The organism is Cupriavidus sp. a3, from assembly GCF_051015765.1.
In the GTDB taxonomy this organism is placed as follows: Bacteria; Pseudomonadota; Gammaproteobacteria; order Burkholderiales; family Burkholderiaceae; genus Cupriavidus; species Cupriavidus oxalaticus_A.
The window spans coordinates 2,871,113-2,884,843 of record NZ_CP170643.1; the positions used below are offsets into that span (position 1 = coordinate 2,871,113).

Here is a 13,731-nt window from a genome sequence, read left to right on the forward strand (position 1 = left end):
GAAAGGAGGTGATCCAGCCGCACCTTCCGATACGGCTACCTTGTTACGACTTCACCCCAGTCATGAACCCTGCCGTGGTAATCGCCCTCCTTGCGGTTAGGCTAACTACTTCTGGCAAAACCCACTCCCATGGTGTGACGGGCGGTGTGTACAAGACCCGGGAACGTATTCACCGCGGCATGCTGATCCGCGATTACTAGCGATTCCAGCTTCACGTAGTCGAGTTGCAGACTACGATCCGGACTACGATGCGTTTTCTGGGATTAGCTCCCCCTCGCGGGTTGGCAACCCTCTGTACGCACCATTGTATGACGTGTGAAGCCCTACCCATAAGGGCCATGAGGACTTGACGTCATCCCCACCTTCCTCCGGTTTGTCACCGGCAGTCTCTCTAGAGTGCTCTTGCGTAGCAACTAGAGACAAGGGTTGCGCTCGTTGCGGGACTTAACCCAACATCTCACGACACGAGCTGACGACAGCCATGCAGCACCTGTGTCCACTTTCCCTTTCGGGCACCTAAGGCATCTCTGCTTCGTTAGTGGCATGTCAAGGGTAGGTAAGGTTTTTCGCGTTGCATCGAATTAATCCACATCATCCACCGCTTGTGCGGGTCCCCGTCAATTCCTTTGAGTTTTAATCTTGCGACCGTACTCCCCAGGCGGTCAACTTCACGCGTTAGCTACGTTACTGAAGAAATGAATCCCCAACAACTAGTTGACATCGTTTAGGGCGTGGACTACCAGGGTATCTAATCCTGTTTGCTCCCCACGCTTTCGTGCATGAGCGTCAGTGACGTCCCAGGGGGCTGCCTTCGCCATCGGTATTCCTCCACATCTCTACGCATTTCACTGCTACACGTGGAATTCTACCCCCCTCTGACATACTCTAGCCTGACAGTCACAAGCGCCATTCCCAAGTTAAGCTCGGGGATTTCACGCCTGTCTTATCAAACCGCCTGCGCACGCTTTACGCCCAGTAATTCCGATTAACGCTCGCACCCTACGTATTACCGCGGCTGCTGGCACGTAGTTAGCCGGTGCTTATTCTTCCGGTACCGTCATCCACGCCAGGTATTAACCAGCGCGATTTCTTTCCGGACAAAAGTGCTTTACAACCCGAAGGCCTTCTTCACACACGCGGCATTGCTGGATCAGGGTTGCCCCCATTGTCCAAAATTCCCCACTGCTGCCTCCCGTAGGAGTCTGGGCCGTGTCTCAGTCCCAGTGTGGCTGATCGTCCTCTCAGACCAGCTACTGATCGTCGCCTTGGTAGGCTCTTACCCCACCAACTAGCTAATCAGACATCGGCCGCTCCTGTAGCGCGAGGCCACGTGTGCCCGAAGGGTCTGAACCCGACCAAGGCCATCGGCAAGATCAAGGAACTGATGGTTCGCCGCGCGGTGTGACGCGTCGCGACGCCGGTCAGTGCGGTTGGTTCGCCTTGCCCTGAGGTGACTTTCCGCGCGACCGGCGGCTTTTACACCCTCCGCTCCTGGAGCGGCCCGGCGTGGAAAAGCCGAACTACGCCCAACGGGCTATCTGTCAACGCCACGCCTGGGTGAACTCGCTGATCACCCTCTCCAGGTGGTTGCGCATTGCCGCCCGCGCCGCCATCGCGTCGCGGGCCATCACCGCCGCGAAGATCCGCTGATGGTCTTCCTGCGATGCCTCCCGTAGCCCGGTGGTATGGAAGTGTTCCTCGATCTTGCTCCACAGCGGATCGCTGCGCCCGCTATCCCACAGTGCGGCGACCATATGCAGCAGGACCCTGTTGCCGGTCGATTCGGCAAGGCACAGGTGGAACTGGCGGTCCGCCGCCTCGTTGGCCTGCTTGTCGTCCATGTGCTCGCGCATCAGGCTCAGGGCCGAGAACATGCGGTCGAGGTCGCTGTCCTTGCGCTCGCTGGCCGCCAGGCCGGCGACTTCCGCCTCGATCAGCGCCCGGGCGCGCAGCGATTCGATAGGCCCCGGCCGCCACGGCATCTCAAACGGCTCGGGACCGGGCGCGGGCGCTCCTGCGCAGACATAGATTCCGGAGCCGCCGCGCACTTCGACCAGCCCCTGGACCTCCAGCGCGATGATTGCCTCGCGCACCAGGGTACGGCTGACGCTGAACCGCTCGGCCAGGGTGCGTTCGGACGGCAGCCGCATGCCGGCGGAGAACTCTCCGGATGCGATCAGTGCCTGCACCTGGCCGGCCAGGCTCAGGTACGACCGGTCGCTGGCCGCTGGCGGGTTCTCGACTGACGGACGGGTTGCAGGATCGCTGGTGGAATGTCGCATCGCAGGTAAGGCGGCGGCTGCCCAATGTCATCACCGGTTGACCAATCGCCACAAAAACGCGGCATGGCCGGGCAGTGCCTGATGCATCCCATGGTAAACCATGACGGCAAAATTGGGCAACCTGTTCATAATTGGTGAACCAGATAAACCAATCCGGTACACCAATGCTGCGTGGCCTCCGGGCCATGCCACGCGCCGGTTCGCACCACAGGTCGGAGTTTTTCCGCCCTGTTCTGCCGCAACAGAGTCGCCCCAAGGATGCCCCCCATGAAGATGTCGTTCCGCTGGTTTGGCCCGTCCGACCCGATTCCTCTCGAATACATCCGGCAGATCCCGGGCATGACCCACATCGTCTCGGCCATCTACGACGAACCCGTCGGCGAGGTATGGCCACTGGACAAGATCCTGGCGCTCAAGTCCACCATCGAGGCGGCGGGGCTGCAGTTCAAGGTCGTGGAATCGGTTCCGGTCCATGAGGACATCAAGCTTGGCAAGCCGACGCGCGAGCGGCTGATCGCGAACTACCAGCAGAACATCAGGAACCTGGCCGCCGCGGGCATCGAAGTCATCTGCTACAACTTCATGCCGGTATTCGACTGGACCCGTACGGAACTGGCGAAAAAGCTCGATGACGGCTCGACCTGCCTCGCCTTCAGCACGCGGGAGGTCGAACAGGTTGACGTCAGCCAGGGCATCGCCCTGCCCGGCTGGGATTCCAGCTACGAGCCAGGTGAGCTGCAGTCGCTGCTGGCTGAATACCGCGGCATCGACGAAGCCAGGCTCTGGGAGCATCTGGAGCATTTCCTGCACGCGATCATTCCCGTGGCGCAGGAGTGCGGGATCAAGATGGCCATTCATCCGGACGATCCGCCGCGCCCCATTTTCGGGCTGCCGCGCATCGTCAAGGACCGCGACGACCTGGCACGCATCCTCGGGATCGTCGACACGCCGGCAAACGGCCTGACGCTGTGCTCGGGCTCGCTTGGCGCCGGCCCGCAGAACAACGTCGAGGCGCTGGTGCGCGAGTTCGGCGGCATGGGCCGCATCCACTTCGCCCATATCCGCAACGTCAAGATCACGCCGGAAGGCGACTTCGAGGAAACCGCCCACCTGTCGAGCTGCGGCTCGCTGGATATCGCCGCGATCGTCAAGGCGTACCACGACGTCGGCTTCCAGGGCTATTTCCGCCCCGACCACGGCCGCATGATCTGGGGCGAGACGGGCAAGCCGGGATACGGCCTCTATGACCGGGCACTCGGCGCGGTCTATATCAACGGGATGTGGGAAGCGATGGGAAAGACGGCCTGAAGCGCCGTGGGGCTGCGGCCCTGTCAAAACATAATCGGAGACCTGTCATGACAATCACCAAGAAATCGCCCGTGAATTCGCGCCGTTCCGCGTTGATCCTGGGCGTCGCTGCGCTCGGCCTTGGCGCGCTGGCGACGACGGCCGCCTGGGCACAGACCACCTGGCCGACCAAGCCGGTGACACTGCTGGTCGGCTTCCCGCCCGGCGGCCAGACCGACTTCGCGGGACGTGCGCTGCTTAACGGCCTGCAGAGTTCGCTCGGCCAGCCGTTTGTCATCGACAACAAGGCCGGTGTGAATGGCAATATCGCCTCCATTGAGGTCATGCGCGCGGCGCCGGACGGGAATAAGCTGCTGGTAGGCAACGGCTCGATGACGATCATGCCGCACGTCTACACCAAGCTCGGCATCGTCGACCCGCAGAAGCTGACGCCGATCGGCGTGATGCTGCAGTCGCCGCTGGTCCTGGTCGTGCCCGCCAGTTCGCCCATCAGGACGTACGCGCAGTTTGTCGAGGAGGTAAAGGCGCGGGACAAGTCCGGCAAGACCATCGACTATGGCTCGGGCGGCACCGGCGCATTGCCGCATGTCACGATGGAGCTGCTGCGCGAGCGCATGGGCGGCCCCAAAATGAACCACGTGCCTTACAAGGGCAGCAGCCCGGCGATGGTCGACCTGATGGCCGGGCGCCTGGATGCGATGTTCGATGCAACCTCGGTCGTCGCGCCCTTCATCAAGTCGGGCCAGCTGCGGCCGCTGATGGTCACCGGACCCAAGCGCGTGGCCATGATCCCGGATGTACCGACGGCCACCGAGAGCGGCATCAAGGACTTCACCATCATCTCGTTCATCGGCCTGTACGGGCCGCCGGGCCTGAGCCCCGACATCGTCAAGAAGGCCAACGGCGCGTTGAATACGGCGCTGAAGGACCCTGCCGTCGTCAAGAGCATCGTCGACCGCGGCGACGAGCCCGGCGGCGGCACGCCCGAGCAGCTCGCAACGCTGACCCGCACCCACTACAAGATGTGGGGCGAGGTGGTGAAGGCCAACAACATCACGGCTGATTGAGGCCGTGCAGGCCGGCGCATGCCGGCCTGCCGCCAGCGCCGCGTCGCCCGACTGCGTTCCACCCTCCACGCAAAAAAAAAGACACCGCGCTAACGGTGCCTTCAATGGGAAATTCAATGAATGAAGATTGCGAATTGTCTCAAGTATTTTGACTCGGGAAAATTGAAAGTTTTTTACATCAGTTTTTTGGGTGGCACTAGACGAGGGATTCGCAATTTCCCGCTCGCGCGGGTTCATTAGCCGGAAACATTGGCCGGACACGTTCCACCGGACGACTACCACCCGCTTCGGCAGGCAGCCTCCTCGTCTCGCAGCGCTCCGGCAGGCGCTCCGCCCTGGCCGGCGCTCCATCGTCGACGGCATCGAGCTCGGCGCAGTGCCTGAAGTCGCTCTCCGCCAGCCGCATGCCCAGAAACTTTCCGAACGCATCGAGTTGAACCTGCGACGTCATCCCGGCGCTACCGCCGATTGCCGGGCAGATGATCCACGTCGTCCCGTCCTTGGTGAAGAGGCGCAGGCGCCTGACCTGGTCTGCCGGCTGGAGTGCATGCTCCTCGCTGGCGAGCCCGCCTAGCGAGAAGGCTTCGATGTATTCGTCGGCATGGCGATGGCTCAGGCAAATGACGACCTTCGGGCGCCAGCGGGCGCGTGTCTTTGCGAGAAACCGGAAACGTTCGCCATGCCGGCACAGATCCAGGTAGCGCGACTGCGGGATCAGTTCAGGCTGGCCCCGGAACGCCTTGGACCACGTCGTTCGTCCGTCGACATGGGCAGGCAGCGGAAACAGGCTGAGCCGGAACTCTGCACCCCTCGGCGAATAGAGATGGCGCCGGTAGTATTGCTCCCAGTCGTTGTCCCCGAGCCGGACGCGCAGCGCCTCGGCCCGCGCGGCCGCCATGATGCGCGCCATGCACTGATGGCCGAACCACTTGCCCATGTCTTCCCGGTGCTGGTGGCGGAACACGGCGTCCCAGGCCGGCGGTGCCATACGCGGCTGTAGCGGTGCGACGAGTGGCTCGGAGCAGGCTGGGCTTCTGTCGCATATCCAGACCGGAGCCTTCGGATTTCCGCCTTCCATCCCAACGTAGGAGGCAAAATAACGATCCAGGTCCGGACGCGCGAACACCTTTGAATGCTGCATACTATCCCTTGCTGCTTGGTGGGACCCCCGACAGACAATGCCGCGGCATGCCGCGGCCTCTGTGGCGCGCGTGCTGCCGTGGTCTTTCGCAAATCGTTATTGGCAGGTACGGTGCGAGGAATTCAGTGTGCCGCCGCATGCGACATCCTCGCGCCGACCGGGTCTTTTCAAATGCCCGGATCTGCTTGTTTTAATGATGGTTCGGGCTGGAACCCGCCTCCGATGCCCACCTGACACAAAATCCGGTCAGGCGGGGCGCCGAACGCAGTCGCGGGTTCGAGGAAATACGGTGAGCCCACGTCATCCTGTAACACAGGATTATTCCCATCCTTGTTTGAACTTCTGCCATGGAGGAAAAACGCCTTCCCTGGCATCGCACGCTTGGCGATGATTTACGCCGAAGATAAAAATGATATTTATCTGAACGCGCGCCCGGCGACTTTAGCAAAACTGAATAGAGCTATATAGATTTTTTCGATTGAATTAATTCTAACCCAGCCTCACCCATTTAGGAATTTCAATCTTCTAAGGTCTGACATAAGTGATTTGCTGCGATGCAATATCCCTGGGATTGCGTTTTCTATCCCCTCACCCGAGGGGATAGAAAACCGCGACCTGCTTCACAAACTCAGAACCCGGAGAAACGAATGCCGATCGAGCCGTAGCCGTAGTAGCGATCCAGCTTGCCCGCGGTCGTCGCGTTATAGAGGAACGGGATGGTGCCGACGAAGTTGTACAGCGACGCCTGGCCGCGCAGGAACACTTCCACGTTCTTCACCACCGCATACGAGACCTCCAGGCCCAGCGTGTGGTTGGAGCGGATTGGCGAATTACCGTAGCTTTGCGTGCGGCTGTCGACATTGCTGCGCAGCAGGTATTGGAACTGGTATCCGAGCCGCGCCGCGAAGCGCTCGTATTTCCAGCGCCATGACCCGCCCAGGTTCAGATAGCCGGCTGTGTAGTTGAAATCATCGTTGAAGTTCAGCCCGAACTGGCTGGCGTCGACCGAGAACGACGCCGACTGCAGGGTAACGTTGCCCACGTTGCATGGCGCGGCCAGTTGGCCATTGGCGAGATTGTCGGAGCCGATAGCGACATTGAAGTTGCAGTTGCCTCGCTGCAGGCGGGTATTGATGCTGCCGATCGACACGCGGCTGATGCCGAGGCCGATGAAGCCGGTGAGCTGGTTGCGCTCGGTCAGCTCGCCGGAGAAGATGACGTCGGCCTGCGCCTGGACGTCATTGGCGTTATTCACGGTGAGGCTGTTGAACGTCGTATTGCGGACCATCACCGGCGACGAGCGGTTCAGGCTGCCGGAGTGGTCTCCCCATAGCGAGAAACGCAGCATGATGCGATCGCGAGCACCGGCCTCGGCGAGCGGGTCGTAGTGCATCGCCAGCATCCAGGTATCGATCTGGTTGTGGTCTTGCCCATAATCGATGCCACGGCGCCAGTAGGTGGCCGACCCCGACCAGTGCGGCGAGAACTTGTAGCCCAGCATCAGCTTGCCGCCGCGATAATCGCCGGCGTTGTCCGACACCGGTCCCTGCCGCCCGCGCAGGTTGAAGACATCGACAGTGCGATCGACCATGTCGTAGCTGGCCTCCACCCGCACCGAGGTGAACTCCCCGGTGGCGGGCTCGGCCTGCATGAACACATCGTCGGGCGCGGCACTGGCCGTGCCCACGCACGACAGGCCCAGCATCAGGGCGCAGGCGTGGTCCAGCCGGCGCTTGCGAATCAGCTGCATAGAAGACTCCGAGGCCACTGGGCGAGCCTCATGCGTCGCGCGCTCCTGCGAGATGCCCGACACAGACACAAAAAAGCCCGGTCACCCGCGGCGCGGCCTTGAGACACGCGTTCGGATGACCGGGCGGCCTGGCCTTCCCCATCCGGGCGGAAGGCACCGCTACGCGCCGGTCACGGGTTCAGCGTCACCGTGGTCTTGAGGCCGTCACCGACCACCATCTCGGCGTCGGTCTTCACCAATGCCGTCTTGGCGAATTCCACGTCGCCGTTGACCAGCATGCCCACCTTCACATCCCTGCCCTGGGCACCGGTGGTTGTGGCAAACGCCACGGGGAACGTGCTGGTGGCAGTTGGCGTGAGAGCGTCAACCTGCGCCTGGCTCAGCGCGCCGGCAGACCTGAGCTTGCCGAGGAACACCGTGAACGGCAGGTTCAGCGAGCCGCCGTTTGCGGTGGAGAACAGGCTGTCGGCGGCGCTGTTGGTCAGGCTTGCCGCGGCAGACACGTTGCCACTGATCCGGAACGAATAAGCAGTATTGGCAGGCACCACCGCATCCACCAGTTGCGACCCGTTGAACGTCAGCGTCACGTTCTCGATGATGACATCGACCTGGTTGCCGCCGTAGGTATAGCTCAGGCCAGCGCGCAGTTGCGACGGGCCGCCGTTGAAGGCGTTGCCATTCTGCGTCACCGCAACCTGGATCGCGCCCAGCGTGCCGCCCGTGGCCGAGATCGTGTCGGTGATCGGGTAATTGACGCCGTTGATCGTCAGGTTTGACAGCAGCAGGTAGTTCTTCAGCCCGACCGCGTTTGCCACGTTGTTGATCGCGCCGGCATCCACCGTGCTGCCGAGTTCAGCAGTGACCTGCTGGATCTCGGCGGTGTTGCCGGTCGACACCGCTTCGCCGAGTTCAGCCAGCCTGGTCGTGATCGATGCATCGCTCAGCCCGTCGGTCGTCACCGCCTGGACCAGCGCCGTGGTCGTCGTCGACTGCGCGCTTTCGGTCACGATGTTGAGCGATCCGCTTTCCGTCAGCGCCGACAACGTCGCGGTCGGGCTGCTACCCAGATCGACGGCCTCCAGCGCCGTGCTCACGCTTGCCACCTGGGTTGTGATTACCGGCGCGGCCAGTGCGGCCACATTGGCGGCCACGACACCGATGTCCGAGCGCAGTTCGGCAGGCAGGCCGGCCTGGGCGTTCTGTACAGCGCTGGACACCACATTCGTGACCAGCGCAACGCTGGTCAGGTCTGCCGTGCCCGGAGTGCTGGCCACGGCGTTGGCGACTGCCTTGGAGGCGGCCGCGGCCGTATCCGCGGAAGTCAGCGTGCCACCCGTGCCCAGGCCGGTCAGCGTCTTGGCGACATGGTCGACAAGTTGCTGCACAACGACCGCCGCCCGCAGCGCCGCCGCGTCCTGCATCGGGTCGAGCGTGTTCAGATCCTTGCCTGCCAGGCCTAGGCCGGCCGCCAGGGGGGCCGCCTGACCCGAGCCGACCTGGACCGCCAACGTGGTCAGCGGCGAGACCACCTGGATTACGCCCTCCTTGCTATCCAGCGCCGGTGCCTGCAGTACACCGGTGAACGGCTGGTTGGTACCGATATCGGTGCCGCCGGTCACTCTCAGCGCACTCTTCGCGCAACCCGCCGGGAAGGTAAAGTCCCCGCTTCCATTCGTGACCGCGGTCTTGTTGTCGCAGTCAAGGAAGGTGACAGTCGAGCCGGACAGGTAGAAGTCCACCGCCTTGCCGCTCACGGTGGCGGGCTGCGAAGGCGGCGGCGAATCGTCGCCGCCGCCGCCGCAAGCCACGAGCGTTGCCGCGGCGCTGGCCATGATGCCAAGGATGAAGATGTTCCGGGTTTTGGTTTGCACGCTGCTCTCCTGAGATCGATACTTCGCTACAACGAAACATGGTGGGGACTACTGCGACGGAGTACTGCCGCGCACGGTCTCCGGCGCCCTACGCTGCCGCTGATGCCACGCACGAGACTGGCGAGCGGGTGCAGTGGCAGCATCTTGCAGATCGCGGCAGCCCGCAGATAAACGCATCCACCAATCCGTGTCACCCCTACATGGCGGGGGAAAGCCAATCATTTGCTGCACAGACCGCGCCACCAGGCGAACGGTATCGGCGACCCGCGCGCGCCATGGCTCATGACGCCCTCGCGATCGGCTTCTCTGTACCGGTCGAGAACCCGAGGAAATCGTCCGGCCGCAGCCAGCGCGTGATGTACTGCCCCATCGCGTCGAGCAAGACATCGGACATCATTCCCGCTGCGCCAGCCAGTGGCGGACAGATGATCCACGTGGTGCCGTCGCGCTCGAGCACACGCAAGGTCTTGGGCTGGTCGGCAGGCTGCAGGACGTGGTCGGTGGCGCGCGCCTGCGCGAGCACGAACGCCTGCACGAAGTCATCGGCGTGCCGTTCGCCCAGGCATATCACCACCTTCGGCTTCCAGCGCCGGCGGATCCCGTCGATGAAGGCAAAGCGCCGGCCTTCGCGGCAAAGGTCGAGGTAACGCTGCCGGGGCAACAGCTCCGGCTGGCCGCGAAACGCCTTCGACCACGGGGTCTGATTGATCAGGCGCGCCGGCAGCGGGAACAGGCTGAGCTTGAACTCGGCGCCGTGCGGCGCGTACAGATGATGATCGAAGTAGTGCTTCCAGTCCTGCTCGCCCATGGCCGTGTTGAAGACCTGTGCTCGCGCCGCCGACATGATGCGGGCAATCCTCTGGTGCGACTGCCAGCGCTCCATGTGATGACGATACTTGCAACGGTAGGCGGCATCCCATGCGCCGGGTTGGCGGCGAGGAACCAACGGGGCCAACAGCGACGCCCCGCTCGGATGCGGAGAGCTATCGCAGAACCATACCGCAGCGCCTGGGTTTCCACCTTCCATCCCTACGTACGAAGCGAAATACGCATCCAGCTGTTCCCGCGTGAATACCGTATGTGGCTCTGTTTTCTTTCTCATTTCCTTGCCGCGGTTGAGTGAAGGATGCCCGGCTGCCAAGCCGCATCGGCCTTTTCACGGGCATCACACAAACTCGGCGGTCCCGAACCTGCTCGCCAATGCTTTTTATTCTCACCCCCGGTGCGGGGGGTGTGCTGGCCTCTCGCTTCCCTCCTTGAGCGGGGTAACGCTGGAGTCAGCGTCACGGCATTTTCGCGCGCGGAAAATCGACGAAGCCCATCGCGAATAGCGGTCGAACGCTTCATCGGCCAAGGCCAGGCTTTCCCTTCTGATGAAGGGTACCGAGGCATTTCGCTGCATCGCACTATTCGCACCTGAAAACACGAAGCACGCCGGTGCCATCAGCGCGCCGGCAGCAAAAAGAGCGTTGCGGTTCCGTGGACGGCCCTCAAGGATGCGGCCGTGGCCGGTCGTCAGCTGACCGCCGCCACACCATGGAACCGGCTGCCGCAATGCAGCCCCGCACGACTCTGCTTTGTCCACACCTTGAGCATGCACAGCAACGATGCATGCCATGCAACGAGCCTGGACGCCACTGCGCGCGGACCGGAGGTTCGGAGGAGACAACAACGGCATGGGCACTCGATTGAACGCCCATTACTCAACGCTTCTGGGGGAAGCAATTGGGTATCTATCGCGATATGTTTGCCAGGCACCATGATCAGCTCGCGCTGATGGCCCGCCTGCTCGACGCCGGGGCCATCTGGCTTGCGGCAATCCTGGCCAGTGAAGTGCGGTTCTCGACCGCGCACGCGCCAATCCACCAGTTCATCCAGTACTTTGGTTGTGCGATCGCCTTTATCGTGCTGCCCGGGTTCGACGTCTACACATCCTGGCGCGGCCGCAGCCTGATCTCGCTCGCCGCGCGGCTGCTGTCTGCGTGGAGCCTGGTCTGGCTGGTCAGCTTGCTGCTGACCTACCTGCTCCATCAGGCCGACTCCCTGTCCCGCCTGTGGATGGTGTACTGGTACGCCTTCTCGCTGGGCGCCCTGGTGGGCCTGCGCGTAGTCACCCGCGCCGTGCTAAACCTGCTGCGCGTTGCCGGAGCCAACAACAAGCGCGTAATCATCGTCGGCTTCGGCCGGACCGGCCAGGAGATGTACCGCCGCGCGACCGCCCACCACACCACCGGATTCAAGGTCAGCGGCATCTATGCCGCAGAAGGCGAATCCACGCCGGAGGGACGCCGGCGCATCGCCGACAGCGCTCACATCGCCGATTTCGCCCGCGAGCACGGGATCCATGAGATCTGGATCACCCTGCCGATGAGCGAGCACCGCCTGATGCAGGAGATCGCCTTCTCGCTGCGCAATGACTTCATCGACATCAAGTGGATGCCGAGCGTGCTCGACTTCGACCTGCTCAACCACAACGTCGGCAACTTCCTGGGCATGCCCGCGGTGGAGATGAACAAGCCGCCCTCGCTCGGCGTGCGCGGCACCATCAAGGCCGTCTTCGACCGCACCTTTTCCGCGCTCGTGCTGGTCGCCCTGTCGCCGCTGTTCCTGCTGATCGCCATCCTGATCAAGCGCGATTCGCCGGGGCCGGTCTTCTTCAAGCAGGAACGCCTCGGCATGGATGGGCGCGTCATCCACGTCTACAAGTTCCGCAGCATGAAGGTGCATAGCGAGCATGGCGTCGTCACGCAGGCCACCCGGGGCGACAGCCGCGTGACGCCGATCGGCGCCTTCCTGCGCCGTACCAGCCTGGACGAACTGCCGCAGTTCATCAATGTGCTGAAGGGCGAAATGAGCGTGGTCGGCCCGCGGCCGCACGCCATGGCACACAACAACATGTACAAGGAGCAACTGGACTTCTACATGCTGCGCCACCGCGTCAAGCCCGGCATCACGGGCTGGGCGCAGATTAATGGCCATCGCGGCGAGACCGACACGCTTGACAAGATGGCCAAGCGGGTGGAGCACGACATCTTCTATATCCGGAACTGGTCGTTCTGGCTCGACCTGCGCATCATCTTCTGGACCGCGTTCCGGGGGTGGGTGGGAAGCAATGCTTACTGAGGCCGCCCCCTTCCATTACGCAGCAACACGCATCCCAAATACGCATCCCAATACGCACCAATTTGCGCAACCCAATGATTAAAGTCCTGCATGTGACCGAGTGCCTGGGCGGTGTCGAGACTTACCTCCACCTGCTGGCATCCCATATCAACGACGAGAACATCAGCTTCCACTTTGCGCTGCCGAAGCAATGCTCGATCTCGGCCGTTGCGGATGCGCGAAACTTTGGCGTCAGCTACCTGCCGATTCCCCGCAAGCTCGACCCGGTGAACGACCTGAAGGCTGCGCTCAGGTTGCGGGCGCTGGTAAAGAGCGTCGCGCCGCAGATCGTGCACCTGCACAGTTCGAAGGCGGGACTGGTGGGCCGGCTGGCATGCATCGGACTGGACGTGCGCGTTGTCTATACTCCGCATGCCTATTACTACCTCGGCCTCAGCGGGATCAAGCGCCGCGTGTTCCTGATGGCGGAGCGGTTTCTGCATCGCCTTACGGACGCGGTGCTGGCCACCTCGCCGTCCGAGCGGCATCGTGCCATCCACGAAGTCGGGCTGCCGCAGGACCGCGCGCACGCGATACTGAACGCCGTGGAACCCCGCTTTCCGCCGGCGGAAAGGCGGCTTGGCGACGGCGTCAAGCGCGTGATCATGGTGGCGCGGATCAGCCGGCAGAAGAATATCCCCATGTTCCTGGACGTGGCCAGGCTGTTCCAGGGCCGCCGGGACATCGAGTTCATGCTGGTTGGCTACGGCCACTACGAGGATGACCGGGCAACGCTCGACACGCTGCTGCGGGAGCGCGGCCTGGTCGAGGGCAAGGATGTGACGGCAATCCCGTGGATGAGCCGGTCCGAACTGCTGGAGTTGCTGGGGTCGGCCGCGGTGGTGGTGCTCACCTCGCACTATGAGAGCTTCGGCTACGTGCTGGCGGAGGCCAATGCCCTGGCGATACCGGTGGTCGGCACCGACGTCGACGGGATCAAGGACATCATCGTCGATGGCAGCAACGGCTTCATCGTGCCGGTTGACGATGCGCCCTCCATGGCGGACTGCATTGAGGCCATCGTCGGCGACGCCGCGCTCTGGCAGGCCATGTCGGAGCACGCGGTGACACGCGCAAAGTCGGAGTTCAATATCGTGACCCAGGCCAGGAAGTTCGAGTCCTTCTATTCAAGCGAAGTGCTTGCCTAGCA

The 13,731-nt window shown here is 62.7% G+C and carries 9 protein-coding genes and 1 rRNA gene; 4 read left to right on the top strand and 6 right to left on the bottom strand.

Translation table 11 applies throughout. The features are described from left to right. Window position 1: 1 nt before the first annotated feature. Window positions 2–1,449 (bottom strand): 16S ribosomal RNA (locus ACAD63_RS13870). A gap of 92 nt (window positions 1,450–1,541) precedes the next feature. Then, window positions 1,542–2,282, bottom strand: a complete 741-nt coding sequence (locus ACAD63_RS13875) for a FadR/GntR family transcriptional regulator (protein WP_133098579.1) — start codon at window positions 2,280–2,282, stop codon at window positions 1,542–1,544. Between the two features lie 267 nt (window positions 2,283–2,549). Between ACAD63_RS13875 and uxuA the strand changes: the two genes are divergently transcribed. Next, window positions 2,550–3,590, top strand: coding sequence for a mannonate dehydratase (uxuA, locus tag ACAD63_RS13880; protein ID WP_434032852.1), 1,041 nt, complete (start codon window positions 2,550–2,552; stop codon window positions 3,588–3,590). A gap of 47 nt (window positions 3,591–3,637) precedes the next feature. Beyond that, on the top strand, window positions 3,638–4,657 hold the full coding sequence (locus tag ACAD63_RS13885) for a Bug family tripartite tricarboxylate transporter substrate binding protein (protein WP_135705160.1): 1,020 nt from the start codon (window positions 3,638–3,640) through the stop codon (window positions 4,655–4,657). Window positions 4,658–4,853: 196 nt separating this feature from the next. On the opposite strand, the gene ACAD63_RS13890 is transcribed toward ACAD63_RS13885, so the two are convergent. The 4 genes from ACAD63_RS13890 to ACAD63_RS13905 all read right to left on the bottom strand — a co-directional run bounded on the left by ACAD63_RS13890 (window position 4,854) and on the right by ACAD63_RS13905 (window position 10,521). Further along, window positions 4,854–5,798 carry a transcriptional regulator gene (locus ACAD63_RS13890; RefSeq protein WP_434032853.1) on the bottom strand — a complete coding sequence of 315 codons (945 nt, stop codon included), beginning with the start codon at window positions 5,796–5,798 and terminating at the stop codon, window positions 4,854–4,856. Window positions 5,799–6,426: 628 nt separating this feature from the next. Beyond that, window positions 6,427–7,548 (bottom strand): hypothetical protein, encoded by a 1,122-nt coding sequence (locus tag ACAD63_RS13895; RefSeq protein WP_434032854.1) that lies wholly within the window; start codon window positions 7,546–7,548, stop codon window positions 6,427–6,429. Between the two features lie 170 nt (window positions 7,549–7,718). Next, window positions 7,719–9,419, bottom strand: coding sequence for a hypothetical protein (locus ACAD63_RS13900; RefSeq protein ID WP_135705157.1), 1,701 nt, complete (start codon window positions 9,417–9,419; stop codon window positions 7,719–7,721). Window positions 9,420–9,699: 280 nt separating this feature from the next. Then, complete coding sequence (locus tag ACAD63_RS13905; RefSeq protein ID WP_135706265.1) at window positions 9,700–10,521, bottom strand: transcriptional regulator; 822 nt, start codon at window positions 10,519–10,521, stop codon at window positions 9,700–9,702. A 641-nt stretch (window positions 10,522–11,162) separates the two neighbouring features. Between ACAD63_RS13905 and ACAD63_RS13910 the strand changes: the two genes are divergently transcribed. Beyond that, window positions 11,163–12,542: an undecaprenyl-phosphate glucose phosphotransferase gene (locus tag ACAD63_RS13910; protein ID WP_195432161.1), complete on the top strand. Its 1,380-nt coding sequence runs from the start codon at window positions 11,163–11,165 to the stop codon at window positions 12,540–12,542. A 74-nt stretch (window positions 12,543–12,616) separates the two neighbouring features. Continuing rightward, window positions 12,617–13,729, top strand: coding sequence for a glycosyltransferase (locus tag ACAD63_RS13915; protein ID WP_434032855.1), 1,113 nt, complete (start codon window positions 12,617–12,619; stop codon window positions 13,727–13,729). Window positions 13,730–13,731: the final 2 nt, after the last annotated feature.